The sequence below is a fragment of the Halorarius litoreus genome, assembly GCF_024362405.1.
In the GTDB taxonomy this organism is placed as follows: Archaea; Halobacteriota; Halobacteria; order Halobacteriales; family Haloarculaceae; genus Halorarius; species Halorarius litoreus.
The window spans coordinates 2754668-2771152 of sequence record NZ_CP101454.1 but is presented as its reverse complement, the minus strand read 5'-3'; the positions used below and the strand labels follow the sequence as shown (position 1 = coordinate 2771152).

Sequence of the window (16485 nt, the reverse complement as noted above, 5' to 3'; positions counted from 1 at the left end):
ATAACCGGTATGTCCGCTGCCCCGCAACACCAGTCGTGGACGAGACCGTCGCGTGGCTCCGTGCTCGACCGTACTACGACGGCCAGCTCTGCGACCAGCGGACCCGCCCGGGCACCACGGCCCGAACCCGCCCGGTGGAGATGGACGCGCGGCTCGAATCGACGTTCGCCGACCGTGGTATCGACGAGCTCTACGAGCACCAGGCCGACGCGGTCGACGCGATTCGCGACGGCCGGAACGTCGTGCTCGCGACGCCGACCGCTTCGGGGAAGTCCCTCGCGTACACGGTTCCCGCGTTCGAGCGGGCGATGGACCACGTCGGCACGACGCTGTACATCGGGCCACAGGTCGCGCTCATCAACGATCAGCGCGAGACGCTCTCGGAGCTGGCGAACGGCCTCGGGTTCGGCTCTCGCGTGACCGTCGACGCGTACACCGGCCGACTCGACCGCAGCGAGAAGGAGGCCGTCCGCGACCGCCAGCCGACGGTCCTGCTCGTGACGCCCGACATGCTCCACTACGGCATCCTCCCGCACGCCAATCGCCTCTGGAAGTGGTTCTTCCAGCGGCTGGAGACCGTCGTCGTCGACGAGGTGCACGCCTACCGCGGCGTGTTCGGCAGCCACGTCTCGCTCGTCTTTCGCCGGCTCAATCGCCTCTGTGAACGGTTCGACGCCGACCCCCAGTACGTCTGCTGCTCGGCGACCATCGGCAACCCCGTCGAACACGCGGCGACGGTCACCGGCCGCGCCACGGACTCGTTCGAACTGGTCGACACGGACACGTCGGCATCGGGACCCCGCCACTGGCTGTTCTGGAATCCCCCGGAGTATTCGGGCCGCGGCTTCCAGGACGGCTCGCGCCGTCGGTCCTCGCACACAGAGGCCAAGCGCCTGTTCTGTGACCTCGTCCAGGAGGGGTACCAGACTGTCGTGTTCACCGCCTCGCGACAGACCGCCGAGCGCTACGCGACTGGCTCGGCGACGGAACTGCGCGAGCGCGGCGACTACGACGCCGCACAGGGCGTCCGTGCGTATCAGGCCGCGCTCGGAGACGACCGCCGCGCGGACATCGAATCGGGGCTCAAATCCGGCGACGTCAGGGGCGTCTGGTCGACGAACGCACTCGAACTCGGCGTCGACATCGGCGGACTCGACTGCGTCATCCTCGACGGCTACCCCGGAACACGAATGAACGCGTTCCAGCAGGCGGGTCGCGCCGGCCGCGGGACCGACCCCGCGCTCGTCGTCGTGGTCGCCGGCGAGGACCAGCTCGACCAGTACTTCATGGCGAACCCCGACGAGTTCTTCGACGGCGACCACGAGCGCGCCGTCTCGAACCCCGAGAACGACCAACTGCTCCCCGACCACGTCCGGTGTGCCGCCCGGGAGAACTGGCTGAAACCCGACGACGACCGCCACTTCGGCGACTCGTTTCCCGACCTCGTCGCCCACATGGAGTCGCAGGGATTGCTGGACCGGCGCTCGACCGCCGACGGCACCCGCTGGATTGCGAGCGGTGGCGGCAGCCCGCACCACGAGATGAGCCTCCGGACCGTCTCGGACAGGGAAATCAAACTCACGGACCGCCGCAACGGGAACGTCATCGCCAGCCTCCCGTTCGAAGACGGTCTCCGCGATGCCCACCCCGGCGCGGTGTACCACCACCAGGGGCAGTCGTTCGAGGTCGTGAGTCTCGACACCGACCACGGCGTCGCCGAACTCGAGCCGACCTGGGCCGACTACTACACGAAGCCGCTCCACGAGAAGACGATGACCGTCGAGCGCGACATCCGCGAGAAACACCTCGAGACCCGCAAGGACGTGCCCGTCCGGTTCGCCGAGGTCACGATGCGGAAACAGATCACGGGGTTCGAGCGCCGCGATTCGAGTTCCGGCGAGCCACTCGGCCGTGAGACACTCGACCTCCCCGAGACCAGTCTGCGAACGCGCGCGCTCTACTTCACGGTCCCTGACGACCTCGAACGCGAGCTGCGCGACCGCGGTGACTTCAACGGCGGCATCCACGCCGCCGAACACGCCATGATCTCGATGTTTCCCGCCGAGTTGCTCTGTGATCGCCGGGACATCGGCGGGCTCTCAACACCCCTCCACCCGCACACCGGCCGCTCGACCATCTTCATCTACGACGGCTATCCGGGCGGCGTCGGCCTCACCCGCGAGGGCTACGAGGGCGTCACCGTCCACATGCGCCGGACGCTCGCGATGCTTTGGGCCTGTCCCTGCGAAGACGGCTGTCCGGCCTGCGTCCAGTCACCGCACTGTGGGAACGCCAACGACCCGCTCGACAAAGCGCTCGCCATCCGCCTCCTCGCAGGGCTCACCGGGTCCAAGCGAGGTTCGTCTGGCGAGAACTAGCGGCGCCTGCCGGCCACCGGGTACTGCCATGGCCCTCCTGGCCGCAAGCCCACGGTACCGAGTGTCGGTTTTCTGTTGAGAGAAGTGTCTGCGAGCGCGCTCAGTGCGCCGCGCCGCCGTGGTCGTCGTGCTCGTCCTCGCCGCCCAGCACGTCGCTGAGGTAGTGGATTCCACCGATGGTGACGAGCAGGAGACAGAGCACGGTGACGCCGATGAGGACGATCGCTGCAGTCTGTGACATAGTCGAGTGTCACGCACTCCGAGACAAGAAACTGTCTATCCCATCCGCTGTGTGGGGGTCTGACATGGGAATCGCGACAGACACAGTGTCCGCTCGCGCAAGTACGTTCGTTCAGCTGTCCGAGGTGCTCCCTTCGGTCGCACCTCGCTAAGCTGCGGGTGGGATTTGAACCACGGTCGCTCGCGTCGCTCGCTCCCTGATTCAAATCCCACGCCTTGCTCTCTGCTCACTTCGTTCGCAGAAGAGCTGCGGGTGGGATTTGAACCCACGAATTCTCGATTACAAGTCGAGCACTTGAACCACCCAAGCTCCCGCAGCGCACTCGACGGTTATTCCCCATCCTTTGTATCGGTTTCGCGTTCGAGTTCCACTCGGTGTTCGGCGTAGCCGTGTCGCCGATAGAACCGAAGCGCGTCCTCGTTGGCCGCCATGGCTTCCAGCGCCAGCACCTCTGCGCCGTCGTCCACCAGCCGCGCCTCTGCCGCCGCCAGCAGCTCCGAGCCGATACCCTCGCCGCGGCGCTCGGGGACGACGTAGATGTTCTCAATGATCCCCCGCTGGACGTCCTGTTCGAAGCTCCCACCCTCGGGATAGAAGCTCACGAACCCAACGAGGTCGCCGTCGTCGCGGGCGACAAGCAGACAGCCGGTGAGCGCGTGGCGCAACAGCGACTCCCTCGCTTGCGTGCGATTCTCCTCGACGAGCAAGTGCGACCCGTACGCCCGCTGGTCGTCCGCGAGGTCGACCCAGAGGTCCGTCAGTTCGTCCGCGGATTCGATACCTGGCGACTCGATGTTCACTGATCGAGCGCGTCGACGGCCGGAAGCCGCTCGCCGGTCAGCATCCGCAGCGCGGCTCCACCCCCGGTCGAAACGTGGGAGAACCCACTGATGCCGAGGCGGCGAAGCGCCGCCGCGGTGTCACCACCGCCGACGATGCTCTGCTCGGCGCGGGCCGCCGCCTCGTACAGTTCACGCGTGCCATATTCGAACAGCGGGTCCTCGAACACGCCCGCCGGGCCGTTGAGAATCGCGGTGCCGGAGTCCTCGAGCACGTCGGCGTACGCCGCGACCGTGCGCGAACCCACGTCCATCGCGGGCGCGTCGACCGGGAGGTCGCTCACGTCGACCTCGACCCGCTCGCCGTCGCGCTCGATGGCGACGTCACGCGGCAGGTAGATGCGGTGCCCGTAGTCGTCGAGCAGTTCGCCGGCGTCCTTCACCGCCTCCGAGGACCGCTCGTTGACGACCTGGGCCGAGGCGGCGCCGAGGGTGATGCCGTCGGCGAGGAGGAACGCGTTGCCGACGATGCCCGAGGTGAGCACCGCGTCCGCGAGTCCGCGTTCGAGGACCGAGCGGGCCACGTCGATGGAGTCGACCACCTTCGCGCCCCCGAGGACGTACGTCCGCGGCTCGGGCGACTCCGAGACGTTCCCGAGTACGTCGAGTTCCTGCTCCATGACCCGACCGGCGTAGCTCGGGAGCTGCTGGGGGAACCCCACGAGCGACGGCTGCGAGCGGTGGGCGGCGGCGAACGCGTCGTTGACGAACGCGTCGAGCACTCCCGAGAGTTTCGAGACGAGGTGGGTCTGGCCCGCCTCCTCGGGGCCCCACTCCATGTACTCCTCGCTGTAGAAGCGGGTGTTCTCGAGGAGGACGGCCTCACCGTCGTCGAGCGCCTCGACGGCTGCACGCGCGTCGCTGGAGAACGTCCCGTCACAGTAGCCGACGGGACCGTCGAGCAGTTCGTCGAGCCGGTCGGCGTGCGCCGAGAGCGTCGAGAACTCGCTGCCACCGGGGCGACCCTGATGGGCGAGGATGGCGACACGGGCGTCACGGTCGAGGAGTTCAGAGAGGGTGTCGACGTGCGCGCGAAGGCGGGCATCGTCAGCGAGCCCACCGTCGGACAGCGGGCTGTTGATGTCCACCCGAACCCCGAGTGCCGCCCCGCTGGCATCGAGGTCGTCGAGTGTCCGTATCATACTCGCGGGTATCACGGCCCGAGCAAATGCCTTTCCGTTCCGGGCAGCACTCGCCCACCTGTCAACCGGATGGCAGTGGTACAGCCCCTCTCCCCACTAACGAAGGCTTATTTACTAGCCGGGTCCGACTGTTTTCCGTGATTGCAACACATGGGCGTGACTAACACTCTCGTACGGGGGCAAAACAGCCTCCGTGGCCGGCTCGGCACCCTGATCGTCGGGTTCGTCGGCGTGCTCCTGCTTGTAGACCTCGCGATGAAGCTCGCGGGCGTCAGTGCGGGTGGCCTCGGCGGCCAACTCGGGTTCGGCCGGCTGCTGTCGAACATCTGGACGGGCATCGTCATCGGGCTCGTGTTGGGCCTCGGTGGGCTCGGCCTGTCGATGACGTACAGCATTCTCAACTTCGCGAACTTCGCACACGGAGACCTCCTCTCGTTCGGGGGCTTCTCCGGCTGGGGCGTCGCCTACCTCATCGCCGCGTTCGGGAGCGTTCCGGCGGCCGAACTCCTGCTGGTTCGGGCGGGCGGCTCGGCCACTCCCGGAGAGATCGGCGCACACGTGCTGACGACGCCCGTCGCAATCCTCATCGGGCTCGTCTTCGCGGCAGTTGGCTCGGGGGTGCTGTCGGTCGGCATCGACCGCATCGTCTACAAGCCCATGCGTAACCGCAGCGGCATCTCGCTGCTCATCGCCTCCGTCGGGGTCGCACTCGCGCTCCGGTACATCATCGTGTTCTTCTACGGCATCCGGAACCGCGGTGTCACCGCCAGCGTCGAGGGCGCCTCCTTCAGCGTCGGCGGCCTGTTCGTCGTGACTGCCCACCAGGTCACCGTCGTCGCCGCGGCGCTGCTGCTCATGCTCGGGATGCACCTGCTGCTCCAGCGGACGAAGCTCGGCACCGCGATGCGCGCGATGGCCGACAACAAGGACCTCGCGCTCGTGACGGGCATTCCGACCGAGCGCATCGTCACCGCGACGTGGCTGCTCGGCGGCGGGATGGCCGGCGCAGCCGGCTACCTCACCGTGATGTTCCAGGGCGCCATCGCGTTCGACTTCGGCTGGCAGCTCCTGTTGCTCATCTTCGCCGCGGTCATCCTCGGCGGCATCGGCTCCATCTACGGCGCCATCATCGGCGGGCTGGTCATCGGGCTCGTGTTCGCCGTCTCGACGGTGTGGATTCCGGCGGACTTCAACGAGGCCGCCGCGTTCGTCGTGATGATCCTCGCGCTGCTCTACCGTCCACAGGGCCTCTTCAGCGGGGTGACGACGGCATGAGTGGCGCACAGGGCGTCGGTGACCGCATCGCGTCGGTCACCCAGCCCGTCCGCGACGCCATCGAGCGCCACGACGCGCTCAAGGTCGCGGTCCTCCTGCTGCTGGTGTACGTGCTGTTCATCGCGCTGGTGTGGAACCAGAACCCGAGTTCGCGGCTCAACTCCATCGCCAACACCCTGCGGCTGGTGACGTTCTTCGCGGCCGTCTACGCGCTGCTCGTGCTCGCGTTGAACCTCCACTGGGGGTACACCGGCCTGTTCAACATCGGTGTCGCCGGCTTCATGGCCGTCGGGGCGTACACCTACGCCATCGCCACGCGCCCGGTCGAACCGACCATCTCGACGGCACCCGCGGGCCTCGGACTCCCGATTCCAGTGGGCATTGTCCTGGGGATGCTCGTGGCATCCGTCTTCGGGCTGGTCGCGGCACTCCCCGCGTTGCGACTCAGGGCCGACTACTTCGCCATCGTCACGCTCGGTCTCTCGGAGATCATCCGGCTCACGATCCAGTCGAGCGTCTTCGACACCTTCCTTCGCGAGACGTTCGGCTTCGGGACCGGCGGCGGGAGCGGTATCCGGCTCGACCCCGGCGTCGATTCGCCGGTCCGCGAACTGTTCTACATCAGCGGCAGCCGGGGCGAGGGGTTGACCCCGCTCGGGCAGGCCATCTTCGCCATCACCGACAACCTCTCGATTCTCGGTGTCGGGGGCGGCATCAGACAGTCGGTCGTCATCAGCTGGGCGTACGTCGTATTGCTCGCGGTGTTCGTGCTCGCGTTCTACTGGCTGCTGCGCCGCATCGGCAACTCGCCGTTCGGTCGCGTGCTGAAGGCCATCCGCGAGGACGAACTCGTCGCCAACTCGCTCGGCAAGAACGTCAACCTCGTGAAGATCAAGGTGTTCATGATCGGCTGTGCGCTGATGGGCCTCGGCGGCATCCTCTGGCAGGGGAGCCAGGGGAGCTTCTCGCCGACGCCGCAGTTCCTGCCCGTCATCACCTTCTACATCTTCGTCGCGATGATGGTCGGCGGCGCCGGCTCGAACACCGGCAGCGTCCTCGGTGCCATCGTGTTCGCCGGGCTGCTGTTCGAGGGGCCGCGGCGCCTCGGTGGCTTCATCCGCGGCCAGTTCACGACCGACGTGAACCCGAACACCATCGCCGACGCGCTCGGCGCGCTCGTTAACGGCGACATCGTCCCGCTCGTCGTCTACGCGACCGACACCCGCATCGCCGCCCTCCAGTTCGTCTTGCTCGGGGTCGTGCTCGTCATCCTGATGCAGCGCCGCCCCGAGGGACTGCTCGGTCACCGCGTCGAGGAGGCCGCTGCGGTCGACCTCTCCAAGCGAACGTCGAAGGCGGCCGCTGCGGATGGCGGCGAGAGTGGAGGTGAGGGCAATGAGTGACGCCGCACCCGAGGGGACCGACCCCGAAGAGCTGGCGGCGACCGACGACTCGCCGGCGGAGAAGGCGGCACAGGAGACGCCGCCCGGCCTCCCGCTGCGCGTCGAGGGCGTCGTCAAGCGGTTCGGCGGCATCACCGCGCTCGACGGCGCGAGCTTCTCCGTCGAGGAGGGCTCCATCACAGGTCTCATCGGGCCGAACGGTGCCGGGAAGTCGACGATGTTCAACTGCATCACGGGCGTCCACGAACCCGACGCGGGCACCATCCGGTTCCACGGCGAGGAACTCGTCGGCAAAGAGCCGTACCAGATCGCCCAGATGGGGCTCGTGCGGACGTTCCAGATCGCCCGCGAACTCGAGGAGATGACCGTCCTCGAGAACATGATGCTCGCGCCGAAGAATCAGCTCGGCGAGTCGGTCTGGCGGTCGGTCACGCCGGGCGCGCGACAGGGCGTCGTCCAGCAGGAGGAAGAGCTCCGCGAGGCGGTCTGGGAGACGCTCGAGTTCTTCGAGATCGACCACCTCGCCGAGGAGTACGCGGGCACCCTCTCCGGCGGGCAGCGGAAGCTGCTGGAGATGGCGCGCGCGCTGATGACGGATCCCGAGATGGTGCTGCTCGACGAGCCGCTCGCCGGCGTCAACCCGACGCTGGAGGACAAGCTCCTCGAGCGCATCCACGAGCTGCGCGAACAGGGCTACACGTTCCTGCTCGTCGAACACGACATGGAGGTCATCATGAACAACTGTGAACACATCATCGTCATGCACCAGGGTAACGTCCTCGCGGAGGGTGACGCCGACGCCATCCGCAACAACGACCAGGTCATCGAGGCGTACCTCGGGGAGGACATATGAGCTCGTCCACCGAGGAGCCCGAGGAGACGCAGCGCCGCGCCATCTCGGACGTCCACACGACCGAGGGCGACAGCCTGCTGGAGGTGCGTGACCTCGACGCTGGCTACGGGGACCTCCAGATCCTCACGGGCGTCGACCTCGACGTCGACGACGGCGAGTACGTCACCATCGTCGGCCCGAACGGCGCCGGTAAGTCGACGCTCATGAAGTCGGTGTTCGGCCTGACGACGTACATGGGCGGCACCGTGACGTTCAACGACGAGGAGATCCAGACGCTGCCCCCCGAGAAGATCATCCACCGGGGCATCGGCTACGTCCCGCAGAACGAGAACGTGTTCGGCGGGCTCACCGTCCGCGAGAACCTCGAGATGGGCGCGTACATCCTCGACAGCGTCCCGGAGGACCAGATTCAGGCGGTGTACGACCGGTTCCCCATCCTCGAAGAGCGGTCGACGCAAGCGGCCGGAACGCTCTCGGGCGGCCAGCGGCAGATGGTCGCGATGGGCCGGGCGCTCATGCTCGACCCCGACCTGCTGCTGCTCGACGAGCCCTCTGCGGGGCTCGCACCCGACCTCGTCCAGGAAATGTTCGACCGCATCGACCGCATCAACGACGGCGGCACCGCCGTCCTGATGGTCGAACAGAACGCCAAGCAGGCGCTCCGGCGCTGTGACCGCGGCTACGTCCTCGTCGACGGGAAGAACCGCTACACCGACACCGGCGACACCCTGCTCAACGACGAGCAGGTCCGTCAGGACTTCCTCGGCGGATAGACGGTCGCCCGACTCCACGTTTCTGCGGCGGTCGAAAGAACGCGAGCGTCGAGAGTTAGTTCTCGAAGAGGATCTGGTCGACGGCCTCGAACTCGCGGTTCTGGACCTCGAAGACGTCGTAGGTCGCCGCCTCCAGGTCGCCGTTGTCGTCGAAGGTGACGACACCCGACGCGCCCTGGTAGTTGACGTCCTCGCCGTTGAGCACCATCTCGGCCCCCTCTGCGAGGTTCTCCGGCGTGACCTCCGTCCCGTCGGGGTTGGCGACCGCGCGGATGTTGTCGCGGACGGCCGTCCCGTCGTTCTCGCCGGCGGCGACCGCCGCGAGCGCTAGGATCGCCATCGCGTCGTACGCCTGCGCGTTGAACGGGCCGGGGCTGGTGTCGTACTCCTCCTGGTAGGCGTTGTTGAAGAACTCCGCACCGGGACCGGCCGTCGCCGGGGCCGTCCCCGTGACGTTGGCCATGTCGTTGTCGACCTCGTCCGGGAGGTCGTCGTCGATGAGGCCGTCCGTGACGAGGATGTCCGCGTCGTTGTCGCTGGCGAACTCGCCGTAGTAGTCACGGAAGATCTGGATACCCGACTCCGGGAAGCCGATGACGGCAACGACGCCGGGGTTGTCGTTCAGCACCTCGGACCACTGGCTCGAGTAGGACGCCTGCCCCGGCTCGAACGAGACCTCGTTGACGACCTGTCCGTCGCGGTCCTTGAAGCCGCTGACGAACGCGTCCTTCAGCGCCTGTCCGTAGGCGTCGTTGAGGAACAGCACGCCCGCGGTCGACGCACCGAGGTTCTCGGTGGCGACCTGCGCCATGACCGGCCCCTGAAGCGTGTCGGACGGACACGTCCGGTAGACGAAGTCGTTGTCGTCGAGGTCCGTGACGGCCGGAGCCGTCGAGGACGGGGACATCCCGACCGTCGCGTTCGGGATGAACACTTCCTGACAGACGGGGAGATTGACGTTCGACGCGGCGGGGCCGACGACGCCCGGATAGCCCGAGTTGACGAGCGCCTCTGCGCCCGAGATACCGGCCTGCGGGTCCGTCTGCGTGTCCTCGACCTGCGTGTCGACGGTTACGGGACCGCCGGCGTCGTTGATCTGCGTCGCCGCCAGCAGTGCACCGTCGCGGATGAGCGTCCCCAGCGAACCGAGGTCGCCCGTCTCCGGCATCAGGACGCCGACCTTGGCCTCGAACGACATCGAGCCGCCGTCGCCACCGTCGCCGCCGCCACCATCGCCACCGCCACCGTCGCCGCCGCCACCGTCGCCGCCGTCGCTCGGCTCGTCGGTCGGGGTGTCGGTGTCATCGCCGCCGTTTCCGGTACAGCCCGCAAGTCCAGCCATCCCGGCGACGCCCATGCCCTTGAGCATCGTCCGCCGGTTGAGTCTATCTGACATACCAAACGCCGATTTAGCACCAGCGAATATAAAGCTGACTTACCGTGTAAACAGGATTTCACTGAAAAACGGCGGTACTTTCCGGTGAGTCCCCGAGGTTCTGAATGTCGAGGAGCTAGTCGAACTCTACGTCAGTACCCTCGTGTCGACACTCCTCGAGGGCGTGCTTGGCCGCCATGCCCGCCGCCTGTGCGGTGCGGGCGCGCCCGACGCCGACTTTCAGTTCGACGTCGACCTCCTCGCGGACATGATCGATAGCATCGCGGTACTCACTTTCGTCCATCGTCGGACAGACCGCGATGACGTTGTCACCGCCGACGAAGAAGGAGAGGGCGTCGTGTGCCCGGCGCATGTAGCGCATCAGGCTCGCGTACCCCTGTTCGATCTGGATGAACGTGTCGAACTCGTTGAGCTGGTCGGTGTACTTGCCCGTGGCGTCGTTCACGTCGAAGTGTGCGAGATGCACGTCGTCGTCGGTTCGGTCGGCCTCGGGGAGCGGCGTCCCGTCGAGGATCTCGCGGCGGTCGGAGTCCTGGGCCGAGCCAGCGTCCTGCAGGCGCTCGGTCGCGTCGCCGAGGGCGACCGCCGGCGACTCGTCGACCGCGATGCCGAGCGAGACGGTGACCGGGTAGCGGTTGCCGACAGACTCCTGGATGAGTGCGTGCGCGTCGCGGTCCAGGCCGTTCGTGACCGCGACCATGTTGTCGAACCGGGTGAAGAAGACGTAGCCTTCCCGGTTGCCGAACAGCTGCGAGAGGTCGGCGTAGAGCCGCGATTGGAGCGTCTGCAGGTCCACCTCGCGGCGCGGTTCGGGCGTCACGGTCCACGGCCCGTAGTTGTCGATCTGGATGAGGGTAACCTGCGTGTTCGTCACGGTCGCGCGTTAGCGACGCCCCGGTAATTGCGTTTCCATGTCGGCCGGGCTTGCGCCGGTTGCCGCCTCGCCCACGACCTCGACACCGGTCAGCGTCTCGACGGCGAAGACGCCCCCGAAGAAGTAGCCGAACACGACGACTGCAGGGACCGCAACGGCGACGGCTGCCCGCGGCAGCGAGGTCTCGTGGACGGTCGCCATCCCGACGACGAGCAAGCCGACACCGTACGCGGCGAGCAGGAGTCGCCAGCCCGCCACGACCGTTTCGAGCCCCGCGACGCCCGCGATCGCTGGGGGGACACCGACGCCCGCGAGCGCCATCGGGGCGGTCGCGTAGGCGATGACCTGCACCGTCTCGGAGACACCAGCGCGCTCCCGGACGACGAGCATGAGGATGACGACCTCGAGCGCGGCGACGAGATGCAAGCCGATGGGGGCGATGATGAGGCCGGCGACGAGCAGGCCGACGACCATCGAGGCGGCGTCGCTGGCAAAGAACGTGGGTCGTGAAGCCGGGACGAGTGCGAACCGCGTCGCGACGTAGACGAGCGCGACGCTGACGGCGAACACCAGCCCCGGTGCCTGGTCACCGGGCGCGACCCCGTTGCGGAAGAACCGTCGGGGGCGCACCAGCACCTCGACCCACGCCCGTGCCAGCCCGCGGGGACCGCGCTCGCGGCCGCCCGTCGGGTTCTCGACCCACGTCGTCACTACCTCGTGGATAGACAGGCGAGGGGTTTCACCGTTCCGGACGGCCTCAGTCGAGCAGGGGTTTCAGCTGTGTGACCGTGAGGATGTAGACGGAGCCGCAGTCACACTCGAACCGGTCGATGTCAGGGTCGACCTCGGTCGCCGCACCACACTCACACCGGATGGTGATTGACTCAACAGGCATCGGCCCCTCGCGCCCAGTCGGTCGGTGTCGTCGTCTCCATGTCCTGTCGTAGGCCTGCCCCCACTAATACGTTCACCCCTGCTATTGCATTCTGAAAAATCAGATTCGGAAGAAAGCAGCAGGACGACGAACAGCGCTTCACTCGCGTCGGACGACGTGGCAGTTCCGACAGCGCGCCTCGTACGACTCCTCAGCGCCGACCAGAATCGTCGGGTCGTCGTAGTGGGCGGGCTCGCCCTCGATGAGTCGCTGGTTGCGCGTGGCGGGTTCCCCACACTGCGAGCAGATCGCCTGGAGCTTCTCGACGTATTCGGCCGAGGCCATCAGCTGTGGGACGGGGTCGAACGGCTCGCCGCGGTACGTCTGGTCGAGCCCCGAGACGACGACGCGCCGCCCGTCGTCCGCGAGGTCACGGCAGACGTCGACCAGCGCGTCGGAGAAGAAGTTCGCCTCGTCGATGGCGACGACCTGCTCGCCGTTGAGCGACTCGTGAATCTCCGGCCCTGGCGCCTCAGGGTCGACGACGAGCGCCTCCAGTCGCTGGCCGGCGTGCGAGCCGATGGTCGCCGTGCCGTAGCGGTCGTCGATGGCCGGGGTGAACGCGGCGACCGACTGCCCCGCGATCTCGGCGCGACGGACCCGCCGCAGCAGCTCCTCGGTCTTCCCCGAGAACATACAGCCGGTGACGACCTCGACCCACCCGCTGTTCGTGATAGCGTGCACGACAGGTGGGGTTCGGGAGGTGGCAAAACGGTTACGTTCGGTGGCCGGTCGCTGGCCGGATACGTGCCGAAGGTTTTGGGGAGCTGGCCAGGACGATTGGCGTCGCTCAGCCCACGCTGCGCTTGGCTTCCCGTTCGCTACAACGTGGCGCTCGCTCCCTGCGGTCGCTCACGCCACTGCGGTCGCTCACGCCACGCTAGTCGTCAGCCCCGACGTTCGACTGCGCTTCGAACGTCCGCGGGTCCGGCTCGATGCGGGCGTACTCCACCGCGCGCTCACCCAGCACCTCGACGCGTCGCTGGAGGTCGTCGCTCGCCAACTCGTCGCCGTCGAACTGCGACCGAACACGGGGCAGGGCGGCCTGGTGTGGGAGCACCCACGCGTTGAGCGCTCGCATCACCGACCGGAGGTGGTCGAGCGTCGCGGTGGGGAACGAGCCACCCGCCACGGCGAGCAGGCCGACGGTCTTGCCGTCGAACTCGTCGAACCCGCAGTAGTCGAGCGCCGTCTTCAGCGTCGACGAGTACGAGCCGTGGTAGACAGGAGTGCCGACGAGGATGGCATCCGCGGCGGCGACCCGCTCGCGGAGCGCCTCGGCGTCGCCCGCATCGCCGTGGTCGCCGTCGTACACCGGGAGGTCGAACGCCCGGAGGTCGATGAGGTCGGTCGTCACGTTCGGATAGCGCCCGGCCGCGTCAAGCGCGATCTCGAGCGCGGCCCGCGTGTAGCTCTCGTCGCGGAGGCTCCCCACGAGCGCAGCTACGTGCACGTCGTCCATACCTGCTGAACGGACGCAACGCGTTTATCTTGCCCGTTACGTGGACGTTACTGGCGCTGCTGGCGACGGCGCTCGACGAAGATGTTCCCGACCGCGAACAGCACGCCCACGAGCGCCGCCAGCGGGAGCAGCGACTGGAGTGGAACGCCCCGGATGAGCCCCACCGCCAGCGTTCCGAGTGCCGCCGCCGCGAACCCGATGAGCGCGGGCCGGAGGTCGACGCTCATCGCGATCGCGCACCGACCCCAACGATCTGTCGGGCGCCGTCCCCGTCGACGTATTCGTCACCAATCACGTCGAGCCAGACGGACGGGGGGCCCTTCAGACTGTCCGTTAGCACCCACGAGCGGTCGGCTAATCGGATTTGAACAATATCGCGATAGTATCGATCACGCTCGTATAAGCAACTACGAATCTATACAGCTAGCTGGTGTAAATTATGTCCACTGGACGAGTTACAACCGAAGACGAAGTACGAGCGGCATCCGACCGGTTCTACGACGCGTTAGAGCGGATGGCGAACGGCGACGCCGGACCGATGATGGAGGTCTGGTCCCACGCCGACGACGTGACCACGATGCACCCCATCGGTGGGCGCGAGGTGGGATGGGCCGAGGTCGAGGGGCCCTGGGGCGCGGTCGCCGAACTCGCGGGCGATGGCACGATTACCCGAGCCGACCAGCTCGTCCGCGTCGTCGGCGACTGCGCGTACGAACTGACGACCGAGAAGGTCTCGTTCACGCTCGCCGGCGAACGCGTCGACACCGAAGTCCGCGCGACGAACGTCTACCGCCGCGAGGACGGCGAGTGGAAGATCGTCCACCACCACGCCGACCCGAGCCCCGAGATGCTCGACGTCATGGCGGGGCTCGACGCCGGCGCCTGAGTCACGCTCGAGCCCGCCGAACACGATTTTTCGACCAGACCAGCCCGCTACCGACGGAGCCGTGCCACCGTCTCGTCGCCGCCGTCTTGGACGTCGACCAGCCCGTCCGACTCGAGGTCGTCGAGCAGTCCCCGTAACCAGTCGCGCCCGTACTCCCCCTCCGGCGAGTAGTCGACCCGAACCCGGGAGCCGAGCGTATCGAGCGGCTGGTCGCCGTGCGCCCGAAGCGTCTTCACTACACGGCCACGCATCTGTCGCCGCGAGCCCTCGAACGTCGGCTGCGTGGGGACGTCCGGTGCGGTGAAGTCGCCCGTCTCGTAGGCGTGACACCACGCCCGCCACGGACACCCCGCCTCGTCACAGGCAGGTGCCTTCCCGCACGCGACCCCACCGAGTTCCATGATGGCGTTGTTCCAGACCCGCGACGCTCCCGGTGGCATGAGGTCCGAGGCGACACGCTCGAAGGCGCTGTCGTCGTCCGGCACGTCGAACGCGCGGTGGAGCACGCGCTTGACGTTCGTGTCGACGACGGCGTCGCCGTTGTTGAACGCGAAGGAGGCGACGGCGTTCGCGGTGTACGGCCCCACCCCCATCAACTCCGAGAGGCTGTCGGGGTCCTCGGGGAACGACCCGCCGAACTCCTCGACCACCTGCTGGGCGGCCTCGTGGAGGTACTTCGCGCGGTTGTTGTAGCCGAGCGAGTGGTCGGTCCAGAATCCCACGACGTCGGCGCGGTCGGCCGCGGCCAGTGCCTCGACGGTCGGCCACTCGTCCATGAAGTCGTGCCACGCCTCGGCCACGCGGTCGAGTTGCGTCTGCTGGCTCATCACCTCGCTCACGAGAATCGGATACGGGTCCGTCGTCTCCCGCCACGGGTACGAGCGGTGGTCGGCCTCGTACCAGTCGACGAGCGCCGCCCGGACGGCCTCGACGTCGTCGGGTAACTGCGTGGCCTCACTCATTGCCCGTCGTAGGGCCGTCGGGCGCTTAGTGGTGGCGTTCTCTCACTCGACCCACTGCAGAATCTCGAGACGGTGCCGGGTGTCGTCGACGGCGACGTACCAGCCACCGCCGTGCGAAAGCGCCACGTCGTCGGAGAGTTGTTCCTGGATCCCTTCGAGCGCGTCCGACGCCGGCGCACACTCCTCGTAGTAGTCGCCACTCGCGCGGTCGAGCAGGTCGCGCTGCGTCTCGGAGAGCGAGAGGTCCACGACGTACCGCTCGGTCGCCCACGCACGGAGGTCGGCGTCGCTCTCGGCGACCTGGTCTGCGGTGTACCGATAGCGATGCAGGTCGGTCGTCGTTCGCGAGCCGGTCGTGACCCGGTACTCCCGGCCGTCGTAACGTACCCAGACGTTGTCGGCCGGGAGCAACGTCGACTCGTCGCCACCGTCGGGGTACGGAACCGGACGTTCGCGGCCGCTGAAGCTCTGTGTGGGATGCCCTCCCAGCTCGTCGCCCTCGCCGTCGGGGACGAGGAACCGGATGGCCTCGCGGTCATTCGCGGGGAGGTCCTCGTAGGCGTACAGCGTCGCGTCGTCGGGCGCCGTGCGGCCGTTCTCCCACGAGATGTCGAACAGGTACGCGGGGACCGTCTCGGTGCCGGCCTCGGTGACGGTGAGCCAGTAGTAGGCCCCCTCGTGGGCGACGACGCCGTCGCGAAGCGGGGACTGCCCGTACGTCTCGTAGCCCGCATCGCCCTCCGCGACGGCCGCCGCGACGAGGTCACGCTCGGGACCCTCGACGGTCATCGGGAGGTCCGCCACGGGCGCGAACGCCTCGACGGTAACGTGGTAACCCATGGTGCAGCCGTCCGGCGTGCTCTGGGCAGGAGACGACTCGTCGGTATCCGTCGACTGGCTGCCGGGAGGGGACTGGGTGTTGTCGTCGGGCATCGCCGTGCAGCCGGCGAGACCGGTCGCGGCGGCGAGGACGAACGCTCTGCGCGTAGCGGGCATGGGAGAGGGGTGTCAGCACTCCGGTAAATGTCTTCCAGTAGGTCAAACGGCCGCTGTAGGCACCGGGAAAG

18 protein-coding genes and 1 tRNA gene are annotated in these 16485 nt (G+C 67.6%); 6 read left to right on the top strand and 13 right to left on the bottom strand.

The window, feature by feature from the left end:
• Window positions 1–35: 35 nt before the first annotated feature.
• Window positions 36–2378 carry a DEAD/DEAH box helicase gene (locus NL126_RS14550; protein ID WP_255195605.1) on the top strand — a complete coding sequence of 781 codons (2343 nt, stop codon included), beginning with the start codon at window positions 36–38 and terminating at the stop codon, window positions 2376–2378.
• A gap of 100 nt (window positions 2379–2478) precedes the next feature.
• Here NL126_RS14550 and NL126_RS14545 read toward each other — a convergent pair whose 3' ends face one another.
• The 4 genes from NL126_RS14545 to NL126_RS14530 all read right to left on the bottom strand — a co-directional run bounded on the left by NL126_RS14545 (window position 2479) and on the right by NL126_RS14530 (window position 4600).
• The gene (locus tag NL126_RS14545; protein ID WP_255195604.1) at window positions 2479–2619 is read right to left on the bottom strand and encodes a hypothetical protein; all 141 of its coding nucleotides are present in this window, start codon (window positions 2617–2619) and stop codon (window positions 2479–2481) included.
• Window positions 2620–2863: 244 nt separating this feature from the next.
• Window positions 2864–2937: transfer RNA gene (locus tag NL126_RS14540), tRNA-Thr, on the bottom strand.
• Window positions 2938–2948: 11 nt separating this feature from the next.
• Window positions 2949–3419: a GNAT family N-acetyltransferase gene (locus tag NL126_RS14535; RefSeq protein WP_255195603.1), complete on the bottom strand. Its 471-nt coding sequence runs from the start codon at window positions 3417–3419 to the stop codon at window positions 2949–2951.
• A complete protein-coding gene (locus NL126_RS14530; protein ID WP_255195602.1) occupies window positions 3416–4600 on the bottom strand; it encodes a phosphoglycerate kinase in 1185 nt (394 codons plus the stop codon). The genes NL126_RS14535 and NL126_RS14530 overlap by 4 nt, the downstream gene beginning before the upstream one ends.
• 150 nt (window positions 4601–4750) lie before the next feature.
• On the opposite strand from NL126_RS14530, the gene NL126_RS14525 reads away from it, so the two are divergent.
• Genes NL126_RS14525 through NL126_RS14510 form a run of 4 tightly spaced genes read left to right on the top strand, consistent with a single transcriptional unit; the run spans window position 4751 to window position 8904 of the window.
• Entirely contained in the window at window positions 4751–5875 is a 1125-nt protein-coding gene (locus NL126_RS14525) for a branched-chain amino acid ABC transporter permease (protein WP_255195601.1), read from the top strand.
• A complete protein-coding gene (locus tag NL126_RS14520) occupies window positions 5872–7278 on the top strand; it encodes a branched-chain amino acid ABC transporter permease (RefSeq protein WP_255195600.1) in 1407 nt (468 codons plus the stop codon). Before NL126_RS14525 ends, NL126_RS14520 begins: the two co-directional genes overlap by 4 nt.
• A complete protein-coding gene (locus tag NL126_RS14515) occupies window positions 7271–8131 on the top strand; it encodes an ABC transporter ATP-binding protein (protein ID WP_255195599.1) in 861 nt (286 codons plus the stop codon). The genes NL126_RS14520 and NL126_RS14515 overlap by 8 nt, the downstream gene beginning before the upstream one ends.
• Complete coding sequence (locus tag NL126_RS14510) at window positions 8128–8904, top strand: ABC transporter ATP-binding protein (RefSeq protein WP_255195598.1); 777 nt, start codon at window positions 8128–8130, stop codon at window positions 8902–8904. The genes NL126_RS14515 and NL126_RS14510 overlap by 4 nt, the downstream gene beginning before the upstream one ends.
• Before the next feature lie 55 nt (window positions 8905–8959).
• Here NL126_RS14510 and NL126_RS14505 read toward each other — a convergent pair whose 3' ends face one another.
• From NL126_RS14505 to NL126_RS14475, 7 genes are all read right to left on the bottom strand, one after another.
• Window positions 8960–10300 carry an ABC transporter substrate-binding protein gene (locus tag NL126_RS14505; protein ID WP_255195597.1) on the bottom strand — a complete coding sequence of 447 codons (1341 nt, stop codon included), beginning with the start codon at window positions 10298–10300 and terminating at the stop codon, window positions 8960–8962.
• A gap of 115 nt (window positions 10301–10415) precedes the next feature.
• The gene (locus NL126_RS14500) at window positions 10416–11174 is read right to left on the bottom strand and encodes a GTP cyclohydrolase III (RefSeq protein WP_255195596.1); all 759 of its coding nucleotides are present in this window, start codon (window positions 11172–11174) and stop codon (window positions 10416–10418) included.
• Window positions 11175–11183: 9 nt separating this feature from the next.
• On the bottom strand, window positions 11184–11885 hold the full coding sequence (locus NL126_RS14495) for a YIP1 family protein (protein ID WP_255195595.1): 702 nt from the start codon (window positions 11883–11885) through the stop codon (window positions 11184–11186).
• A 46-nt stretch (window positions 11886–11931) separates the two neighbouring features.
• Window positions 11932–12069: a hypothetical protein gene (locus tag NL126_RS14490; protein ID WP_255195594.1), complete on the bottom strand. Its 138-nt coding sequence runs from the start codon at window positions 12067–12069 to the stop codon at window positions 11932–11934.
• A 138-nt stretch (window positions 12070–12207) separates the two neighbouring features.
• Window positions 12208–12792 carry a thymidine kinase gene (locus NL126_RS14485; RefSeq protein WP_255195593.1) on the bottom strand — a complete coding sequence of 195 codons (585 nt, stop codon included), beginning with the start codon at window positions 12790–12792 and terminating at the stop codon, window positions 12208–12210.
• A 196-nt stretch (window positions 12793–12988) separates the two neighbouring features.
• Complete coding sequence (locus tag NL126_RS14480) at window positions 12989–13570, bottom strand: NADPH-dependent FMN reductase (protein WP_255195592.1); 582 nt, start codon at window positions 13568–13570, stop codon at window positions 12989–12991.
• A 47-nt stretch (window positions 13571–13617) separates the two neighbouring features.
• Window positions 13618–13797 carry a hypothetical protein gene (locus tag NL126_RS14475; RefSeq protein ID WP_255195591.1) on the bottom strand — a complete coding sequence of 60 codons (180 nt, stop codon included), beginning with the start codon at window positions 13795–13797 and terminating at the stop codon, window positions 13618–13620.
• Between the two features lie 212 nt (window positions 13798–14009).
• Here NL126_RS14475 and NL126_RS14470 point away from each other — a divergent pair, with 212 nt between their 5' ends.
• Window positions 14010–14456, top strand: a complete 447-nt coding sequence (locus NL126_RS14470; protein ID WP_255195590.1) for a YybH family protein — start codon at window positions 14010–14012, stop codon at window positions 14454–14456.
• A 47-nt stretch (window positions 14457–14503) separates the two neighbouring features.
• Here NL126_RS14470 and NL126_RS14465 read toward each other — a convergent pair whose 3' ends face one another.
• Window positions 14504–15418 (bottom strand): HhH-GPD family protein, encoded by a 915-nt coding sequence (locus tag NL126_RS14465; protein ID WP_255195589.1) that lies wholly within the window; start codon window positions 15416–15418, stop codon window positions 14504–14506.
• A 42-nt stretch (window positions 15419–15460) separates the two neighbouring features.
• Window positions 15461–16414, bottom strand: a complete 954-nt coding sequence (locus NL126_RS14460) for a hypothetical protein (protein ID WP_255195588.1) — start codon at window positions 16412–16414, stop codon at window positions 15461–15463.
• Between the last annotated feature and the right edge of the window lie 71 nt (window positions 16415–16485).